Here is a 19564-nt window from a genome sequence, read left to right as displayed (position 1 = left end):
CAGGCGCGATGCAATCTCGTTTTGATCCGCTGGTGCATATCGACTGGAAAACCCCCGGCGGCGATCTCCTTGGGTTGCTCCAGCATTACTACCCCGATATCGACGTGTTTGTCGGCCAGCCATTCGAGGCGTTGCTGGATGAGCTCTCCAACGAAATGCCCGAGATCTGCTTCCAGGCGCTGGCGAACGCCTTGGCCGAACGCGGTTACGACCTGTGGAACCTGGACGCTGGCGGTGATGATTATCGGCCGGTCATTGTCGAGACCGATCAGCGCGAGGCATTTGCCAGGCACTGGCAAGACCAGGAGGACTTTACACCGAGCCTGATCGAGCCCGAGAAGCCCGTTGCCGCTGAGGGAAAAACCGCGCGCAAGCCGGCCAAGTCCAAGCGCAGCAAGCTGAACTGGTTGCAGGACGTGCACGACTATCCCGGCCCCACTTACGTCCATGACTACAACTACCACAACGGCTGGGCCGGTATTACCGAGCAGGACGATGAGCAGTGGCTGTGCTTTCTGATTGACTACAACCAGTGGCCACCTGCAGAGCAGGACATGCTCGAACATCGCACCGATGGGCTCGACGGTGCCGATCTGCAACTCATCGACGCCGATGCCCGGCGCAGCCTGTGGCGGCGTCGGGTCAAAAGCGGCGATTACAGCTCGGACGACCGCTACAGATACGAAACTCGCCAAGGCGCCGACATCAAGGATTTCGGCCCTGCCCAGGTGGAGTGGCCGGGATTTGAACAGCCCTGTGTGGTGGTGGATGGCGAGGTATTCGAGCGTCAACGCCTCTACGAGCCGGCGCCATTGACGCGTATCTGGCGGATCACGGCGCACACCAGCGAAGTCATCTTCGAACACCCGGACGAACTGACGATATTGCCCATCGGCCCCCGCCGCCTGCTGTTCATGCAACACAACGGCCCGTTGTGCTGGATCTGGCATCAGGACCCACCGCACCAAGCCATCGCCGCCAAACCGATGCCGGCGGTGGATGGTTACCACCTCAGGGCCTCAACCGCCTACCTGGGGGGCGATGAGATCCTGCTGTTCAGCGAAGACAAGCGAAAGAACCTCGAAGACCCGCGCTACCACGAGACCGTGCTGCTGGCGTGGCGCTTCAACCTGGTCACGGGCACCGCGACGAAGGCGCTGCTGGACGGCTTTGGCAGCGAAGTGCGCCAGGACACCCGCCTGCTTGTCACAGAGCCCAAGAACCTCATCACGTTGCGCACGTTTCACGGGCATATTCATGTCGCCCGAGGGCATGGCGACTGGTGGGTCTGGAACTACGACACCAATACGTTCGGCTCGTACACCCTGGCCTGGTTCTGGAATCAGCTCAGCAATCAGGTGCTCAAGCTGTCCAGCCAGGATATCCGGCGCATCAAGCCGCACGTGCGCTACCTGCCGGCACAGGATCGCTACCTGGCGTTCGAGGCGGATTTCGTTGCCAGGTTGCCGGTGTTCAGCGCGATGCTCGAGGCCAAGGGCGCTGAGGTGCTGAGTTTCGACTGATGGGGGCGACAGGTTGGGCGTGCACCATGTGCCCTGCCTCCACCTATCCGTGGCGAGGGGATTCATCCCCGCTCGGCTGCGCAGCAGCCGTAGTCAGGCTCATGCGGTCTTCCAGAAGGACCCCAGTGCATGGTTTTTGGGGCTGCTGCGCAGCCCAGCGGGGATAAATCCCCTCGCCACAGGATTGTGTTCTTGAATCCGCATTTTGTGCTGCGATGGATTCACGCTTCGTCCAAATCCTCCTCGTCGATCAACCCTTGGACGAACCGAAGGAAATTCGAGCATACAAGTTTTTCGGATTCGGCCTGATTCTCTTCAGGGCTGAGGTCGCTGTCGAAAGTATCGGTGGTGAAATAACTGATGGCTCCCGAATCAAGGTTCAGACAAAAGAAGTTTCCACCCCAATCGTTCGCGAAAGGCAGCAGGTGGGGAGCAAGCACCTGTTTCTTCAGCATCAGATGGTAGGTGGATAGCACTGTGGAGTCGCTTCCGGCAATGGGTTTGAAGGCAGCCACTTCCAACGGCTCATCGAACTCGCCACTGACCCAATAGGTCCGCTCCGGTACGCCGCCGTTGTACTTGAGGTAATGATCCCTGAAGGGCGCCGGTAGCTTTTTGCCAATGACGGATTCCAGGTGGTCAAGATCCGCAGGAGTAACAGCCGTAATGTCATTCGAGAATGTGTTTTCAATCATTGTTGAGCTTCTATCACGAACAAGCGCCGACTTCCGGCATCGAGAAGCGTTACAGGCCGCTGCACCGGTTACCCGTTTCTCTGGGGGAGACGAGTTCTAACAAGTCCCTCTGCCAGTACCTTGTCTTTCTCACCGCCCCAGGGGTCGTCCAGTAGATACTTGGCTGGTGCCTTGCTGTCTGAGGGCACTAGAGTGATTTTGTAGAAAATCTCGTCTCCTTCGCACACTTCAAAGTACAACGCATAGGCGCGTGCTTCCAGATCAAGCTCGACCTTGAATTTTTCAGCAGCGGATGCAATTTCCACATGGCTGGTATCGGTGACTTGAAACGGCACGACGATGCAGCGTTGGGCGGTGGGTGCGAGCTTGAAACTGTCGTCGAGTTTCAAGTGCACATTTGCGCCGAAGCATCTTCGGGTAGAGGATCAAACACCACATAGTCGCTATGAATGATCGCACCCTGCTCCAGATTGACGTTGCCCCATTGGCTGGAGCTTTCGTCGAAGGCCCGTGATCGGAATTGAATCTGGCTGTGGGAGATCAGTAGATCCACAGTTTGAGTGTTGTTTTTCATACTGTCTTGGTCATATTTTTATTTTTCCCCAGCAAGTAACTTGTTCGCTAACGCCAGATCAAACTGCTTGTTTCCGAAAATTGATTTGGTCGCGAATGCTTTTTTCAGCACCTGAGAATCCAGGCTCAGTTCGTGTTTCTGCGCTGCGAAGAGAATCGTCAGGAACGGGAACGCGTAGTTTTCGGGTTCGGCCAGTACGTCATCGATCAGTGAAGGTGTGCCGAGAATGCAGTTCTCTGCCTTGGTCAGGTAATTCTTTGTAAGCCGTTCGACTATTTTGTTAACCGTGATACTGACTTCATTTGGTGCTGGGGTTCTGATGATGCCGCCCAGCTCATCGCCAAATTCTTTTTTCTCTTCAGATAGCGAACTCCTCGATAGAAAGGACGCGTTCAGCAGACGGCTTTCGTAGGGTGGGGTCTGGTCTTTGCAGAAGGTGAATGCTTCACAGGTGTAAATTTCCATTCCTGCGTAATAGCCATCGGCTTTGTTCAAATGTTGAACGTAGATTTCTCCAAGCTTTTCCTTGGAAGCAAGCAAACCAAGCTTGTTTTTTCCTGCCTTCAGATCCAAGTGAGGTGAGGCAATTTGTTTGAGTGCCGCCAGTAATTGCGCTTCCACAATTTTACGAATTTCGAGGCTCATGGGGTTCACTTGTAGATTAAAAGATTGAAGGTTGCGTTGTGTTGAGCGCCTTTGCCACCCAGCGGTACACCCGGCATGCCTTTGGTATCGACTTTGAACGATCCCTTTGTTCCGGCGGATGGTTTAATTGTCCCCCCTCCCAGGTGCTGTGTGGTGTTGGCCGGCTTAGTCATATCGAAGACATTGGAACCGGTTTGGTTGGGGGTCAATTTCCCGGTGCCGTGTTTCACCTCAAAAACATGCAGCTTTCCGTTTTGGTCTTTGGCTACGAAGTCGGCCCGAATGCGCTTGCCGTTGACCTTCATGGTCACTTCTTCAGAAACGACCTTGAAGCCATTGCGCTTGAGGTCATGAATCGCCTTGGTTCGGCCTTTGTTACCACTGACCGCGCTTTTGCAAGCCCATCCCCACGGGTCTATCCACGTCAGGGGATTTGGCGCGTACTGATAGAGGTTTAATCCCCCCGCCAACCCAATCGGATCCAGTGTAATAAACCGCCCCACATCCGGATCATAAAACCTGAACGTATTGAAATGCAGCCCCGTCTCCCGATCCAGGTACTGTCCTTGGAACCGCAGGTTCTGCTCTTCGATGTAATAGGGTTCGCGTACCTCTTGCAGCATGTTGCCCCAGACCCGATAGGTCGCCTGCCAGACGCTGTGGCCGTCGGCCTCGGTGAGTTGTTCCGGCAGGCCGTTGAGGTCGTTGTGGTAGTAGCGGATCTTTTGCAGTGGGCCAGTGCCGTCGACTCGGGCCAGGGGTTCGTAGCTGTTGTCGTCGTAGAGGTACAGGCTGGTCTGCTGGTGGCGATGTTCCTGCAACAGGCGCAGACCGTCCCAGGTAAAGCGGGTTTCGCCGAGCGGATAACCGTGGGTGTCGTGCTCACTTTTGATGATGCGTCGGCCGAGCGGGTCGTAGGTCATGCGCACGACGTTGCCGTTCTCGTTGCGCACTTCGATCAAGCGACTTTCGGCATCGTAGGCGAAGCGTTGCAGGCCTCGTTTTGCGCTGCGCTTTTCAATCATTCGGCCAAACGCGTCGTAGCGGTAACGCTTGTCCTGATAGGTCAGCAGCTTGTTGTGCACCACCAGCCCGGCGCCCGCTTGCGGGCCATCCAGCAGGTTGGCGGCGGCGTCGTAGGTGAAGGTTTCGCGTTGGCCGTGGAGGCTGTCCTGGCTGGCGATGATGCGGCCGGTAGTGTCGTAGTGCAGCAGTTGGCGGTGTTGCGAGGCCGGTTGCTGGTCGAGTTTGCCGATCAGGTTGTCGGCGGGGTCGTACTCGAAGTGTTTTTGCACCGCCGCCGGCAGGAGCGACGGTTGGCTGGTGTGGCGGCGCTGGCGCGAGCGTAGGCGGCCGCTGCGGTCGTATTCGCTGCGGGTGCTGATCTGCCCTTGGGTGCGCAGCACTTCGCGGTGCAGGCGGTCGCGTTCGAAATCGCTGATGACCTGGCCGTCGAGGTTGATCTGGTGCAGATGCCCGCTGCCGTAGTACAGCCGGTTGAGCCAGCGGCCATCGGGCAGTTGGGTCTGGATCAGGTTGCCGAGTTCGTCGTAGTGGTGTTGCAAACTGCCGGCGGCGCTGTTTTCGGCCAGCAACTGGCCGAGGGCGTCGTAGGCGAAGCTCAGGGACTGGGCGTTGTCCTGGTGGTCGGTGAAGGTGACAGCGGTGAGCTGGTCCAGCGGGTCGTAGGCGTATTCGGTGCGGCCATCGTCGGTGATTTTGGCGATCAGCCGACCCATGGCATCGCGTTCCAGTCGATGGACAATGGAGGGCGTTGGCGTTTCGGGGATAACCGCCAGGCCTGTGTCGTAAGGGGCCGGAACGGCCGTCACCGCCGCGACGTTGTCCAGCCGGTCGTAGGCGTAGCGCTTGGCGCTGCCATCCAGATCCTGTTGTTCGGTCAACCGGTCGCCCGCATCCCAGGCAAACCGATAGCTCTCGCCATTTTCATTGACCAGCGCTTGCAGGCGCCCGTAGCTGTCATACGCAAACTGCACCTGCCGGCCCTGGGCGTCGGTGCGCTGGCGGACCTGGCCGCGACGGTTGTGCTGGTAGAGCGTGGTGTGCCCGGCCGGGTCTGTATAGCCGGTCAACTGGCCGGCGACGTCGCGTTGGTAAAGCTCAGTGCGACCGTCCGGCAACTGGCTGCTGAGCAGTCGACCTTGGGCGTCATAGCTGAACTGGGTGCGCTCGCCGAGGGCATCGGTAATGGTGTGCAGGTAGCCGCGTGGGTCGTAGCTGAACCGTGTCGGATAACCCGAGCAATCGACATGCTCCACCAGTTGCCCGAACGGGTTCCAGCGCAGCTTCTTGCTTTTGCCGGTGGCGTCGATGATCTCGACGACCTGGCCGTGGGTGTCGTAGTGGTAGCGGGTGATGTGGCCCAGCGGGTCGGTTTCGGCGATGCAGTTGCCGCGCTGATCGTAGCGGTATTTCCAGCTATTGCCTGCCGCGTCGGTTTCCATCAGCGGCAAGGCCCAGTGTTCCAGCCAGAGGGTTGAGCCACTGCGACCCAGCGGGTCGGTTTCGCTGATCAGGTTGCCGGCTTCGTCGTAGCTATAGGCGTAGCGCCCGCCCTGTGGGTCGGTGGCGCTGAGCATCTGGCGCTCGTCGTTCCACTCGAACGACCAGGTCTGGCCGAGATTGTCGGTGAACTGGGTGATCTGGTGCTGAGTGTTCCAATGGCGGGTGCTGACTCGCTGCAGGCCATCGCTGATGCGCGTGATGCCGGCAGCGAGGTCATAATCGAACTGGTAGCTGTCGCCCTCGTCGGTCCAATGGCGAACCACCCGCCATTCCCGATCCTCGACCAGGGCCCAGTCATAGAAACAGCGCAGGCCGGTCGGTAACAGGTGCTCCACCATGCGCCGGCCGGCGTCATAGGCGAAGCGTCGTTGCACCTGGCCGCCGGCGTCGCGCACTTCGGCCAAATTGCCCGCCGTGTCGTAGGCGTAGCTGACCAGCACTTCCCGTTGCTGATCGGGGTACAGGCGTTCGATCTGGACGACACGTTCACGCTCGTAAGCCAGCTCGACCTGTGCCAGGTCGAAAGCGTCGCGCAGCCGTACCAGGCGCCCGGCCTCGTCGTAGTCGAGGTGGATGCGGTTGTCGTTGCGGTCGCCCAACTGATTCAGGCGCAGCAAAGCCGCGTTCCCCGGCGCCGGTTCGAACAGACGATACAGACCGTCCTCGCTTTCGATCAGCAATTGCCCGTTGGCATGGCGCCGCACGGCGAGGCCTTCGCCGGGGCTGAACATCGCGCCACCCAGGGGGATCGAGCCCATGTCGATGGGACGGCCCTGTTCGTCGGTGTAGACCAGGGTTTCACCACCCTCGGGATGGGGCCGGATCTCGACGCACACTTCGTAGGCCACGCTCCAGCCGACGCCGAGCAGCCCTTCGCCGCGTTCGTCACGGCTGTTGTAGAAGCGCTGCCAGTCGATGGGCAGGATCCCCGGCAAGACGAAGTCCATGTCCTCATCGCCACCCAGCACCTTGGCGCCGGTGGCGGCGTGCACCGGATTGGATGAGCCCATGGCCGCATTGGCTGCAGCGCCCATCGCACTGCTGACCGCCATCGAAGCGGCGCCGCCAATCAACATGCACGGCAGCTTGCTGAAGAACTTGCCCTTGCTTCCCTTAAGCATCAGCAACGCAGTCACCGCCAGCCCCACGCCCGGCGTCTTGCCGCTGCGAATCTCGCGCACCACCACGGTGCCGCCGCCAATGGTCACATCGGGTGAAATCAACCCGGACGACACTACCTTCGCTTCGCAGGTACTGCGGTCACCGCTGCGCACGGCGGGCTGGCCGTTGATGGTGACCTTGTCCGAGCCTTCGGCCAGGAACTGCGGCGGCATCGGCGGATGTTTCAGGCAGGTGATCATGTCCAGCGGCTTGGGTACGGCGCCGGGGGCCGGTGTGGCGACGGTGGGGCGCCACATCTGCGAGAAGAAGCTCTCGGCCATGTCCAGGTAGCTGGGCTCGGGCGCTTCCAGTTCGGTGCCAGCGGGTGCGACGTGGGACTCGATGGCTCCGGCAGCACGGGCGGCCGGGATGTTATTGGTCAGGGTGTCGGTGGAACCGGTAAGAATGTTCGCCTGCACCGTGGGCGGAAAGAGGGCGTTGCCGATGCCCTCGCACATATTGCTCAGGCCCTTGTCGGCCCCGGTCTTGCTCATGGCGATGCCGACAACCGCACCGACCACCGCCCCCAGGAGGAAACAGCCCAGGCCGCCGGTGGCGACGGTGATGCCCGTGGCCGCCACCACGGCAGCGGTGGCGACGGCCGTGATCGCAATGTTGGCCGCCACCTCCAGCACGCCGCCGAGGATGTCGGCCATCATCGAGGTGTGATCCAGTGCGTCGCCCAGGCGCGCGGCCCAGAGCGCGTCAGACATGCCGGTCGCTCATCAGGCCGGAACGTCGAACAGCAAGGAGTTCTTGATCGTTGCCCAATGCGCGGCTTCGGCATCGCCGAGTTTTTCCGCCTTGACGTAACTCAAGGCAAACATCTTGCGCGTGCCGGGCAACACCAGCGCCAACTGGTACTGGAAGACCTTTTCATTGCCCTTGCTGAACTGGCTGCGCAGCTCGATGCCTTCGACTTCCTGGTTGGCGCCCAGGCGCACCGTGGCGCCCGGTTGGCAGCGCAGGTCCTGTACCTGTTTTTCCAGGCGCTTGAGCTGGTCGTCGAGGTTGCTTTGCAGGGTTTCGCCCTCGGCCAGCAAGCTGCGGCTGACGATCAAGGATGTGCCCAGTTCGGGGAACTTGAGGATGTTGATCGTCGCATCCAGCAACTCGCCGGGCGGCAATTGGAACTGGAATTCATTGATACGGTAAGTCATGGCGCCTGAATCTCTGGATTAACCCTTGGGGAACGCGGCTTTGACGTTGGCGTCGATGCTGGCCTTGACGCCCTGGCCATCCGGGGTAGCGCCGGGACCGCCGCCATTGTTCAGGTGCAAAACGCCGCCGGTGTTGAACTCGGCATCGCCCTTGGCATAGAAGCTGATCTGCACGCCGGTCAGGTTGATCTGGCCGCTGGCGTTGAGCTCCAGGATGCTTTCACCGCACACCAGCCGCAGGTTTTCGCCCACTTCGATGACGTAGCTCTGGCTGATACTGTCGGTCTTGCGCAGGCCCACCGAGAGGATGTCTTCCTGTTTGACGATGCGCAGGCGGTTGTTGCCGATGGTCACCGTCTCGTCATGGCCGATGCTCTTGTTGCGGTCGTGGCCCACCGAATGGCTTTCGTCCACCTCGACCACGATGTCCTGGTTGCGCTCGGCATGGATGTACAACTGTTCGGCGCCTTTCTTGTCTTCCATGCGGATTTCGTTGAAATTCGCCGGCGTGCCGCCCTTGCTCGAACGGCTCTTCATGCCGCTCTGGGTGGCGTTGTCGGGCAGGTCGTAAGGCACGGTCTGCTCGGCGTTATAGACGCGTCCGGTGATGATCGGTCGGTCCGGGTCGCCTTCGAGGAAGCTGACGATCACTTCCTGGCCGATGCGCGGGATCTGCATCGAGCCCCAGTTCTTTCCGGCCCAGGATTGCGACACGCGGATCCAGCACGAGCTGTTTTCGTTGGACTGGTCGTGACGGTCCCAATAGAAGTGCACCTTCACCCGGCCGAACTGGTCGGTCCAGATTTCCTCGCCCTTGGGGCCGACCACCAGGGCGGTCTGCGGACCTTTGACAATGGGCCGGTGGGTGTGGGGCAGCGGACGATAGCTTTGCTGGGCGACGATGCAGGTCAGGCTGCTTTCGAACTGTGCCGACGGTGCGCCGCCGCTGGTTTCGCCACTTTCCTGGGACAGGTAGTAGCGGGCGCCGACGATCAGGTATTCGCGGTTCTGGTCCTGGCGGGTGAAGCCGGTGAGGCTGAACAGATGGCCCGAGCCCAGGCCCCGTGCGTTACCGGCCAGCTCGACCTGTTCGTGCAGGGTCTGCAAGGCTTCGATGCGGGTGCGGGCGTAGTGTTCGCCGTCTGCGCTCTGCACATAGGTGCCGGGATAGTCGTACAGCGGATAGTCGCCGGCGGTGTGCGGACGGGGCATGGCCGAGCGCACGTCGATGCGCGCGCTGGGGCGCTGGAAGTCATAGTCGTTGAGCTCCAGGGAGCCGGGCTGGACTTCCTGGGCCAGGTGCCAGTCGTGAATGTGGTCACGCTCGCGTTGCTGCTCGTTCTTCGGGTAGTAGGGCACCGACGCGTAGCCGGGCGCGCTGGTGTGCGCACCGTAGGCATCGGCCAGCACCAGCACGTGACGGCCCTGTTCGTGGCGGAAGAAGTAGTAGATCCCTTCCTGTTCCATCAGGCGGCTGACGAAGTCGAAGCTGGTCTCGCGATACTGCACGCAGTATTCCCACTCGCGGTAGGGTCGGCTCAGGGCGTCTTCGAAGTCGGAAAACCCCAGGTCGCGGAACACCTGCTTGATGATCTGCGGGATGGTCAGGTTCTGGAAAATCCGGCAATCGGAAGTACGCGTCAGCAGCCACAGCCAGGGCCGCAGCGTGGCCTGGTAACTGGCGAACTGGCCCTGGTCGACGTTCTGGCTGAAGCGGGCCACGATGCCGTGGAAATGCCGCTCGCCACCGCCGTCCAGCTGCATGCTCACGCACATGGGCTTGCCGAGCACCTGGTTGAGGTCGATGGCGTTGTCCAGCGAGTGCAGCTGCAACTCATAGTTGAACAGCCTTCCCAGCTCTTCGCCGCCGCCCATGTCCTTGAGCAACAGCACCTCGGGCCCCAGGGGGCTGGTGATTTTGGCCAGGCGTGTGGCTTGGTTGAGTAACATCGAGTATCCCGTGCAAGTTGTAGGAGCTGAAGGAACCGGACCCACTGTGGGAGCGAGCCTGCTCGCGATTGCGGTGTGTCATTCAACCTCGATGTTGAATGTAATTCCGCTATCGCGAGCAGGCTCGCTCCCACAGGGTTCTTTGTGTTCCTGTCAGGTCAGGCCGCGTCGCTGAAATCGTATTGCAATTCGTTATCCACCGCGCTGATCCGCACCCCGGCCAGGGCCTTGCCTTCGAGCATGCGGGTCAGGAACTCGCGACTCATGTCCGGCAACAGGCTGTTGGTCAGGATGGTGTCGATCATGCGGCCGCCGCTTTCGGTCTCGGTGCAGCGCGAGACGATCAGGTCGATCACCGCGTCGTCATAGTCGAACGCCACTTTGTGGGTGTTCTCCACGCGCTTCTTGATGCGGTTGAGTTGCAGACGGGTGATGGCCTTGAGCATCACGTCGCTGAGCGGGTAGTACGGAATCGTCACCAGGCGCCCGAGCAGGGCCGGCGGGAAGATCTCCAGCAGCGGCTGGCGCAGGGCCTTGGCGATTTCTTCCGGCTCGGGCACATCCTGCGGGTTTTTGCACACCTCGGCGATCAGCTCGGTACCGGCGTTGGTGGTCAGCAGGATCAGGGTGTTCTTGAAGTCGATCACCCGGCCTTCGCCATCTTCCATCACGCCTTTGTCGAACACCTGGAAGAAGATTTCATGCACGTCCGGGTGGGCTTTTTCCACCTCGTCCAGCAACACCACGCTGTACGGTTTGCGCCGCACGGCTTCGGTCAGCACGCCGCCTTCGCCGTAGCCGATGTAGCCCGGTGGCGCGCCCTTGAGGGTGGACACGGTGTGGGCTTCCTGGAACTCGCTCATGTTGATGGTGATGACGTTCTGTTCACCGCCATACATGGCTTCGGCCAGGGCCAGGGCGGTTTCGGTCTTGCCCACGCCGGAGGTGCCGGCGAGCATGAACACGCCGATGGGCTTGCTCGGGTTGTCGAGGCCGGCGCGGGAGGTCTGGATGCGCTTGGCGATCATCTGCAAGGCATGGTCCTGGCCGATGATGCGTTTCTTCAGGTGCTGGTCGAGGTTGAGCACGGTTTCCAGTTCGTTGCGAGCCATGCGGCCCACCGGGATACCGGTCCAGTCGGCGACCACCGAGGCCACGGCCTGGTAATCCACGGTCGGCAGGATCAACGGGGTTTCGCCTTGCAGGGCGCTGAGGCGCTGTTGCAGGTCCACCAGTTGCTCGCGCAGGGCGTGGCTTTCGTTGTCGCAAGCGTCGCTGGCGTCGTCGCTGTCCACTACGCCGACGCGTTCGCGCAGGGTGGCGCGGGTGGCGAGCAGTTCGTCCACCAGGGTTTTCTCTTCGGCCCAGCGGCTTTCCAGCTCGGCGAGGCGTTCGCGCTCGGTGCTCAGCAGGGTTTCGCTCTGGGTCTGGCGCGTGCCGATGCTCACGCCGATAGCGTGTTCACGGGCGATGATCTGCAGCTCGGTTTCCAGGGCTTCGATGCGCCGGCGGCTGTCGTCCACTTCGGCCGGCACTGCGTGTAGGCTGATGGCGACGCGGGCGCAGGCGGTGTCCAGCAGGCTCACGGATTTGTCCGGCAACTGACGCGCCGGGATGTAGCGGTGGGACAGCTTGACCGAGGCCTCCAGGGCTTCGTCGAGGATCTGCACCTGATGGTGCTGTTCCATGGTCGAGGCCACGCCGCGCATCATCAGCAGGGCCTTGTCTTCCGACGGCTCGGCCACTTGCACCACCTGGAAACGCCGGGTCAGGGCCGGGTCTTTCTCGATGTGCTTCTTGTACTCGGCCCAGGTCGTGGCGGCCACGGTGCGCAGGGTGCCGCGGGCCAGGGCCGGCTTGAGCAGGTTGGCTGCGTCACCGGTCCCGGCGGCGCCACCGGCACCCACCAGTGTGTGGGCTTCGTCGATGAACAGGATGATCGGCTTCGGCGAGGCCTGGACGTCTTCGATGACCTGGCGCAGGCGCTGTTCGAACTCGCCTTTCATGCTCGCGCCGGCCTGCAACAGGCCGACGTCGAGGCTGCGCAGTTCCACGTCCTTGAGGGACGGCGGCACGTCACCGGCGACGATGCGCAGGGCAAAGCCCTCGACCACGGCGGTCTTGCCCACGCCGGCTTCACCGGTGAGGATCGGGTTGTTCTGTCGGCGGCGCATGAGGATGTCCACCAGTTGGCGGATCTCTTCGTCACGGCCGACGATCGGGTCGAGTTTGCCGCTGCGGGCCTGCTCGGTGAGGTCGACGGTAAAGCGCTTGAGGGCTTCCTGCTTGCCCATGGCGCTGGGGGCCATGGCGCCGCTGGCTTCGCCCGGCACGCTGCCGGCGTTGAAGCCGTCGCTGGCGGTCAGGGCGTTTTCCGGGGAGTCGCCGACGTATTCGTCAAAGCGTTCGCTCAAGGCTTCGGCCTTGACCTTGTCGAACTCCGACGACAGCCCCAGCAACGCGTGGCGCAGGCTTGGGGTCTTGAGGATGCCCAGTACCAGGTAACCGGTGCGCACCTGGCTTTCGCCGAACATCAGGCTGCCGTAGACCCAGCCGCGTTCCACGGCTTCTTCGACGTGGGAGGACAGGTCGGTGATCGAGGTCGAACCCCGCGGCAGGCGGTCCAACGCGTCGGTCAGGTCTCGGGCCAGGCGTGCCGGCTCGACGTTGAACTGGCGGATGATGCGGTGCAGGTCCGAGTCCTGCAGTTGCAGCAACTGGTGAAACCAGTGGGCCAGCTCCACATAAGGGTTGCCGCGCAATTTGCAGAACACAGTGGCGGCTTCGATGGCTTTGTAGGCCACGCTGTTGAGTTTGCCGAACAACGCGGCGCGACTGATTTCACCCATGCTCATGGCTCCTTGAGGTCTGTGAGGTGTTGGCCTGTTCGGCGTAATGCCGGGCCAGTATTAGATCGTTGGCATCTTTTTCGGGCTGTCCCAGCCAGGTGTTGAACCCCAGGCGGAAACGGCCGTTGAGTTGGAGCGCCGGGACTTCGGGCTGCTCCAGGACCAGGTTCAGGTCCCAGTCCAGTTCATGGCCCAGGTACTCGGCGACCCAGGCCACCAATTCGTTGAACGGCTCACCACCGGGCAGCATGCCCATGTAGTCGACGAGCTTGAGCGGCCCGAGGCGAATGCGGAATTTGTGCTGGCGGTCCCACACGTAGCGGCCCAGGCAGAAGTCCACGCCCAGTTGATAGGCGCTGACGCCGACGCGGCTGCGTTCGGGCAACTCCAGCCATTGGCCGACGTATTCTTCGATCTCCACCGGCAGGCCGAAGTACTCGCCGAGGATGGCTTTCAAACCGTCCGGGTAGCGGGTTTGCGCTGCCAGGTGACCGCTGTAATGCAGCTTCGCCGTGTCGGGGATCAGCCCCTGTTCGAGCAGGCTTGGCATGCCCCGGCCGCTGAACGCCGCCAGGCGCGCCGACCAGTAGTCGTCGTCCGGACGGTCATGGCTGACCGTTGGCCGCGCTTCGGCCCAGGCCCGGTAGAACAGGCTGAGCAGGCGATGGTGGAACACATCGAGAAAGCGCTTGCTGGTGCTGTCGGCGTTGTTGCGCTGGCGCTCGCGCACGTATTCGGTCATGTGCAACGGCATCGGACCGTTGGGGCCGCCGAGGCCGAAGAAGAACTGCTCCAGCCGCGCCGGTGCGCCGTCGACGCCCGGTTGCACCGAGGCGAGGGTGGCCGGGGCGAAAGTGCAGTCGGCCTGTTGCCCGAGGCGCAGCGGGTCATCGGCCAGGCGCAACGAATGGCCCAGGCGCGGCAGTCCGGGGCTTTCGCACTCGATACGCCGCAACGCCTGGAAGAAGTCGTATTCCCAGGGTTCCTGGTGCATCGCGTCCAGGGTACTCACAGGGTCGGACGACGTCCGGGCTTGGCTTTCCATCGCATGATCTCGCCGCGTTCGGTGGTACGAATCACCGTCTCGGTAAAACTGTTGATCGACACGTAGCGTGCCAGGAAGCGCTCGAACACCGCGCCGAGCAGAAACACCCCGGTGCCGCGAAACGCGTTTTCATCGAATTCCAGGGTGATCTCCAGGCCGCGACCGAACACGATCGGGCCGGGCATCGGCAGGCGCCGGGTGCAGGCCTTGCTGCTGACGTCCCGCAGGCCTTCGATCTGCAATTGCAACGCCGCGTCGTTGCTGTCGCCATACAGGCGCAGCAGTTCGCGCAGGGCGGCGGCGCCCTGGCCTTGTTCGCTGAGGGACAAGTAGTTCAGCGAGAGTTGGCTGATCAGCCGCCAGGCCTTGGCGTCGTGGGCATGGCTGGCCCGTGGGCGACTCGGCCCGGCGACGCAGCGCACGGCGCCCACCGGCGCACTGTCGGCCAGGGTGAAGTCGGTCTTGCCGTTGCCCACGCTCATGAACAGCGGCAGGTCGCGGTTGGTGCACAGCGCGGTCACGCCTAATTGACGCAGATCGTGGCGGTAGGGCGCCTGGTGACTGTCCACCAGGCTGACAAAGGTTTCGCTGCCGATGTAGGTCGAGCGCGGGCCGTTGCGCCGCTGATCGCTGGACAACACCCGCGGTTCACGGCGCACCGTGTAATAGGCCTGGTCACGGCCATAGCGGGACGGGTCGCGCACGGCATAGAACGGCAGGAACGGCTGCTCCGGCCCGGTGCCGTGGCCGGTGAGACCGGTCAGCGAATGCACTTCGAAATCCATCGGTCGGGTGCGGTCAGCGATCAGGTGGTGCTCGTTGACCCGGTCCGACAGGTGGATGCGGTCCAGGCGCTTGGGAAACAGGTTAATGGCCGGGGTGCAGAACGGCAGGAACTGCGCAGCGCCGACGCTGCCTTCCAGGCTCGGGTCGTGGCGGTCGAACAGCACGATCAACTCCAGCTCCTGGCCGTCGCAGCGCTTGACTGCCCGGCTCAGTTGGGTGAAGTCGACGAACAGAAAGCGCTGGGGCAGGGCGAAGTATTCCTGCAACAGGCGATAGCCCTGGAACGCCCGCGGCACCACTGGCAGCGCAGCGTCGACATCATCGAAGCCGCGGGAGCGCAATGCATCCTGGGGCAGCCGCTCCACCCAATTGCCGCCGGGCTGGCGGGCGAACACCGCGCAGGCGCTGCCCAGCAGTTGTTCGTAGAGGCGGAACGGTTGCTCGTCCGCGCCGCTGAGGTACAGCGGCAGGTTGTCCAGGGCCAGGCTGTTGAACGGCAATTCGGCGCCGGTGCGCAGGGTCAGGCGCAGGCCGGCCTTGGCTTTCGGCTCACTGGCCGCCAAGCGCCCGAGCACCGTGGACGGGTTGCCGAAGTACTCGGCCTGGCTGACCTGCAATGGCCACAACGTCACCGAGTGGGCGGTGCGGTACTCGCAGCAGGTCTGGGTTTCACGACCGAGGGCGGCGCGCAGGACACTGTCACGGGGCAGCTCGAAGCCGCTGCTCAATGAACCTTCGTCGGGATCAGCCTGCATCTGCACCACGGTCATCGACGGCGTCGGCGCCAGGTAATGGGGGTAGGCGATTTCCAGCAGGTTGTGGGTGAAGGTCGGGTACTCGGCGTCGAGCTTGAGTTGAACCCGCGCCGTCAGGTAGGCGAAACCTTCCAGCAGCCGTTCGACATAAGGGTCGGCGCAGTCCATGCCGGACAACGTCAGCCGACTGGCGATCTTGGGGTATTCCTTGGCGAACTCCGCCGCGCTTTCGCGCACGTGGTGCAGTTCCTGGTTGTACAGCTCCAGCAGGCGCGGGTTCATGAGCGTCTCCGCTGATCGGCGTTGACCACCCGCACATGGCCGGTTTCCAGGTCCAGGTCGGTTTGCAGCATCAGGCGCAGCGGCACCGGCTGGGCCCAGAGGTCGCCTTCGATCTCGAAACTCAAGGCGTTGTGGTTCATCTCGGCTGTCGCCCGGGCGCGCACGCGCAGGGTATGGCGCAGGATGCGCGGCTCGAAGGTGGCGATGGCTTGCTGGATCAGGGCTTCCAGCGCCGAAAGATCGACGTTCGACGCGCTGTTGCCGGCCAGCGCCGGCAGCCCGAAGTTCACCACCGAGGTGCCCGCCGGGGTATGCAGCGTGGCATCGGCGTCGAGCAACGAAGTGGTATTGAGCAACCACGCCAGGTCACGCAGCACCGAGGCTTTCAGCTGGGTGAGCGACAGCACGCGCTTGTCGGCGCTTTCCTTGGGATTGGTCGGATCGTCGTCGGTCAACCGGTCCAATAGGGAGGGTTGGAGGCGATCGCGGGTGGCGATTTCGGTTACCACGTAAAAAGGGCCACGAAGTTTTTCTGGTCGACGGCACCTTGAGTGCAACGGCCGCCTTCGGCGAGCATCGAGGCTTCCAGGCGACCGGCTATCAGCCTGACGGCCTGGTACTGGGAGCGGCACTCCTGACTGGGTGCAGGTTCGGCCTCAAAGTGCTGGACGATGATGATTTTTGCGTTATTGAAACTCTCGACCCGTGGCTTGTCCTGGCGATCGACGCTCAGGTGGCAGGGCCATGTCATGTCCAGGGTCAGGACGCTTTGATCCGGTTTGCGTAGGGCGCAACGTTGGTTGTGGTTTTCCAGGGTCAGGATCTGGCCGCCAAGGTCGACCTGGTTGTTGCTCGCCCGGTTCGCATCGGCAGGCACCGTTTCGGCACAGGCGTGCAGGCTTACGATCATGCAACTGGCCAGAAGCGACTGTAGCGTTGGCTTGATCATGACAGTTCCCAGAACCAGACTTGTTTTGAGCGATGGGCCTGGTCGGCGAAGTCGCCCGTGACCCTGCCGCGATTCCACAGATCGATGTGGTCGCCGGTGCGTGCTTCCAGGGATTGCCCATGCCGTGCAAAGCAGTCCTTGAAGAAGATGATCCCGGTCTTCTGAATGAGCTTGCGCCGATCTTCGGCACTTCCCGAGAGAATCAGCGGACGCCCTAGATGATGTCGCCAGAGCCAGTTGGCCAACGACTCCGCCCCCCGTGCGTGTTCGTGCGCGCATTTGGGTTCGGTATAGGTCGACTTGTTGACCTTGATGGTTTTTTCCGCGTTGAGCGTGACACTCATGCGGATAGCGCATTGATTGTCCCAAGGGCCGTCGCAGGGCGTTGGCGTATTGGGATAGCTGTTCCACAAATTGATAAACGAAGGCTTGGCCATGACTCAGACACCGCGCGGTAAAGGATTGGATGAGAGCAAGCACCAAACACCCCCGGCGCGTGGCACCGGGGGCGTGTTCGATTACACCTTGACGTTCTGACGCACGTTCCAGCCGAACTTGACCGGACCGCCTTCCTTGGTGCCGTCGGCTTTCTGCGGCTGGTAGTCCACCAGCACCTTGGCGAAGTTCAGGGTGACGTTTTCGGTCAGGCGATCATCGCTGCCCGAGCCGCCAGTGCTCAGGGAGGTGATCAGCACTTCTTCCAGGTTGATGATCATGTACTCGACCTGGCTTTCACCGCCGGCCTTGCGCACGGTCAACTTGACCTTGTCGATGTGCTTGCCGCTGGCGCAGTGCATCATCAGGTTCGGCGAAGCCTTGTCGACGTACTTGGTCAGCGACAGGTCCTGGATGTTCACCTTGCCGGCGCCACCACCGCTGCCGGTGTGCATGTTGCCGGACTGGGACATGCCCCAGCTCCAGTTCAGGACGTCGATCTCGTCCTTGTGGGCCTTGTCCATGGACTCGCCCTTGATGTCGCCGATCTTGATGAAAATATCAACAGCCATGTTTTCTCCCTGTGTGGTTTCTAACCACGTTGTGTTGTGTCGATCGTTCCCACGCTCTGCGTGGCAACGCATCTTGGGACGCTCTGCGTTCCAGGGACGCGGAGCGTCCCGGGCGGCATTCCCACGCCGAGCGTGGGAACGATCACATCAAGGGGTCGGATTACGCGCCCTTTGCCGAAGGCAGTTTCGAAACCAGGCGCAGCGACACGGTCAGTCCTTCGAGCTGGTAGTGCGGGCGCAGGAAGAACTTGGAGTTGTAGTACCCCGGGTTGCCTTCGACTTCTTCGACGATCACTTCGGCCGCTGCCAGTGGGTGCTGGGCCTTGGTGGTTTCGGTGGAGTGCGCCGGGTCGCCGTCGACGTAGTTGAGGATCCAGTCCTGCAACCAGCGCTGCATCTCGTCCTTCTCTTTGAAGGAACCGATCTTGTCGCGCACGATGCACTTCAGGTAATGGGCGAACCGGCAGGTGGCGAACAGGTACGGCAGGCGTGCGGCCAGGTTGGCGTTGGCGGTGGCGTCCGGGTCGTCGTATTCGGCCGGTTTCTGCAACGACTGGGCGCCGATGAACGCGGCGAAGTCGGTGTTTTTCTTGTGCAGCAGCGGCATGAAACCGTTTTTCGCCAGTTCCGCTTCACGGCGGTCCGAAATGGCGATCTCGGTCGGGCACTTCATGTCCACGCCACCGTCATCGGTCGGGAACGTGTGGGCCGGCAGGTTTTCCACTTCACCGCCGGACTCCACGCCGCGGATGCGCGAGCACCAGCCGAAGTGTTTGAACGAACGGTTGATGTTTACTGCCATCGCGTAGGCGGCGTTGGCCCAGGTGTATTTCGAGCTGTCGGCGCCGTCGGTGTTTTCTTCGAAGGCGAAGGCTTCCACCGGGTCGGTCTTGGCGCCGTATGGCAGGCGCGCCAGGAAGCGTGGCATGGTCAGGCCGATGTAGCGCGAGTCTTCCGATTCACGCAGCGAGCGCCAGCCGGCGTATTCCGGCGTGGTGAAGATCTTGGTCAGGTCGCGCGGGTTCGACAGTTCCTGCCACGAGCCCATGCCCATCACGGTCGGCGAGGCGGCGGAAATGAACGGGGCGTGCATCGCCGCGCAGACTTTCGACAGTTCGCCCAGCAGCTCCACGTCCGGTGGCGACTGGTCGAAGTAGTAGTCGCCTACCAGGCAGCCATAAGGCTCGCCGCCGAACTGGCCGTATTCTTCTTCGTACATCTTCTTGAAGAGCGGGCTCTGGTCCCACGCGGTGCCCTTGAATTTCTTCAGGGTCTTGTGCAGGTCGGGCTTGGAGATATTGAGCACGCGGATCTTGAGCTGCTCATCGGTCTCGGTGTTGTTGACCAGGTAGTGCAGGCCACGCCAGGCGCTTTCCAGCTGCTGGAAGTCCGGGTGGTGGATGACCTGGTTGACCTGGGCGGTGAGTTTGGCGTCGATGGCGGCGATGATCGACTCGATCGACTTGATGGCGTCGTTGGACACCAGGTCGGTCTGCGCCAGGGCCTGTTCGGCCAGCGTGCGCACGGCGGTCTCGACCGCTTCGCGGGCGCGCTCGGTCTTGGGCTTGAATTCTTGCAGCAGCAGGGACGCGAATTCGCTGGTTTCTTCGGTCGCGCCGAGGTTCTGTGCGCCTTCGCGGGCGGTATTGTCGGTCAT

16 protein-coding genes are annotated in these 19564 nt (G+C 62.0%); 1 reads left to right on the top strand and 15 read right to left on the bottom strand.

The features are described from left to right. The first annotated feature begins 8 nt into the window (after positions 1 to 8). Positions 9 to 1523 carry a hypothetical protein gene (locus LOY67_RS27735; RefSeq protein WP_265065296.1) on the top strand — a complete coding sequence of 505 codons (1515 nt, stop codon included), beginning with the start codon at positions 9 to 11 and terminating at the stop codon, positions 1521 to 1523. A 221-nt stretch (positions 1524 to 1744) separates the two neighbouring features. Here the strand turns inward: LOY67_RS27735 and LOY67_RS27730 are convergent, their stop codons facing one another. The 15 genes from LOY67_RS27730 to tssC all read right to left on the bottom strand — a co-directional run bounded on the left by LOY67_RS27730 (position 1745) and on the right by tssC (position 19564). Then, the gene (locus LOY67_RS27730) at positions 1745 to 2218 is read right to left on the bottom strand and encodes an SMI1/KNR4 family protein (protein WP_265065295.1); all 474 of its coding nucleotides are present in this window, start codon (positions 2216 to 2218) and stop codon (positions 1745 to 1747) included. A 68-nt stretch (positions 2219 to 2286) separates the two neighbouring features. Continuing rightward, the gene (gene comJ, locus LOY67_RS27725; protein WP_265065294.1) at positions 2287 to 2607 is read right to left on the bottom strand and encodes a competence protein ComJ; all 321 of its coding nucleotides are present in this window, start codon (positions 2605 to 2607) and stop codon (positions 2287 to 2289) included. Continuing rightward, positions 2604 to 2792 (bottom strand): competence protein ComJ, encoded by a 189-nt coding sequence (gene comJ, locus LOY67_RS27720; protein ID WP_265065293.1) that lies wholly within the window; start codon positions 2790 to 2792, stop codon positions 2604 to 2606. Before comJ (LOY67_RS27720) ends, comJ (LOY67_RS27725) begins: the two co-directional genes overlap by 4 nt. Before the next feature lie 18 nt (positions 2793 to 2810). Beyond that, positions 2811 to 3437 (bottom strand): hypothetical protein, encoded by a 627-nt coding sequence (locus tag LOY67_RS27715; protein WP_265065292.1) that lies wholly within the window; start codon positions 3435 to 3437, stop codon positions 2811 to 2813. Positions 3438 to 3442: 5 nt separating this feature from the next. After that, positions 3443 to 7837 carry an RHS repeat-associated core domain-containing protein gene (locus LOY67_RS27710; RefSeq protein WP_265065291.1) on the bottom strand — a complete coding sequence of 1465 codons (4395 nt, stop codon included), beginning with the start codon at positions 7835 to 7837 and terminating at the stop codon, positions 3443 to 3445. A 12-nt stretch (positions 7838 to 7849) separates the two neighbouring features. After that, the gene (locus tag LOY67_RS27705; protein WP_265065290.1) at positions 7850 to 8284 is read right to left on the bottom strand and encodes a DUF1795 domain-containing protein; all 435 of its coding nucleotides are present in this window, start codon (positions 8282 to 8284) and stop codon (positions 7850 to 7852) included. A gap of 18 nt (positions 8285 to 8302) precedes the next feature. Then, positions 8303 to 10234, bottom strand: coding sequence for a type VI secretion system tip protein VgrG (locus LOY67_RS27700; RefSeq protein WP_265065289.1), 1932 nt, complete (start codon positions 10232 to 10234; stop codon positions 8303 to 8305). Between the two features lie 158 nt (positions 10235 to 10392). Continuing rightward, a complete protein-coding gene (gene tssH / locus LOY67_RS27695) occupies positions 10393 to 13083 on the bottom strand; it encodes a type VI secretion system ATPase TssH (RefSeq protein WP_265065288.1) in 2691 nt (896 codons plus the stop codon). Continuing rightward, complete coding sequence (gene tssG / locus LOY67_RS27690) at positions 13076 to 14128, bottom strand: type VI secretion system baseplate subunit TssG (protein ID WP_265065287.1); 1053 nt, start codon at positions 14126 to 14128, stop codon at positions 13076 to 13078. Before tssG ends, tssH begins: the two co-directional genes overlap by 8 nt. Continuing rightward, a complete protein-coding gene (tssF, locus tag LOY67_RS27685) occupies positions 14092 to 15951 on the bottom strand; it encodes a type VI secretion system baseplate subunit TssF (protein ID WP_265065286.1) in 1860 nt (619 codons plus the stop codon). Before tssF ends, tssG begins: the two co-directional genes overlap by 37 nt. Further along, the gene (tssE, locus tag LOY67_RS27680) at positions 15948 to 16460 is read right to left on the bottom strand and encodes a type VI secretion system baseplate subunit TssE (protein ID WP_265065285.1); all 513 of its coding nucleotides are present in this window, start codon (positions 16458 to 16460) and stop codon (positions 15948 to 15950) included. The genes tssF and tssE overlap by 4 nt, the downstream gene beginning before the upstream one ends. Continuing rightward, complete coding sequence (locus LOY67_RS27675) at positions 16454 to 16900, bottom strand: hypothetical protein (RefSeq protein ID WP_265065284.1); 447 nt, start codon at positions 16898 to 16900, stop codon at positions 16454 to 16456. The genes tssE and LOY67_RS27675 overlap by 7 nt, the downstream gene beginning before the upstream one ends. After that, a complete protein-coding gene (locus tag LOY67_RS27670; protein WP_265065283.1) occupies positions 16897 to 17337 on the bottom strand; it encodes a type VI secretion system amidase effector protein Tae4 in 441 nt (146 codons plus the stop codon). Before LOY67_RS27670 ends, LOY67_RS27675 begins: the two co-directional genes overlap by 4 nt. Positions 17338 to 17418: 81 nt before the next feature. Next, positions 17419 to 17907 (bottom strand): Hcp family type VI secretion system effector, encoded by a 489-nt coding sequence (locus LOY67_RS27665; protein ID WP_053150341.1) that lies wholly within the window; start codon positions 17905 to 17907, stop codon positions 17419 to 17421. A 160-nt stretch (positions 17908 to 18067) separates the two neighbouring features. After that, positions 18068 to 19564, bottom strand: a complete 1497-nt coding sequence (tssC, locus tag LOY67_RS27660; protein ID WP_265065282.1) for a type VI secretion system contractile sheath large subunit — start codon at positions 19562 to 19564, stop codon at positions 18068 to 18070.

It is taken from the genome of Pseudomonas sp. B21-056 (assembly GCF_026016325.1).
In the GTDB taxonomy this organism is placed as follows: Bacteria; Pseudomonadota; Gammaproteobacteria; order Pseudomonadales; family Pseudomonadaceae; genus Aquipseudomonas.
Note: the sequence above shows the minus strand (reverse complement) of the source record. Positions and strands in the feature narration are given on the sequence as shown.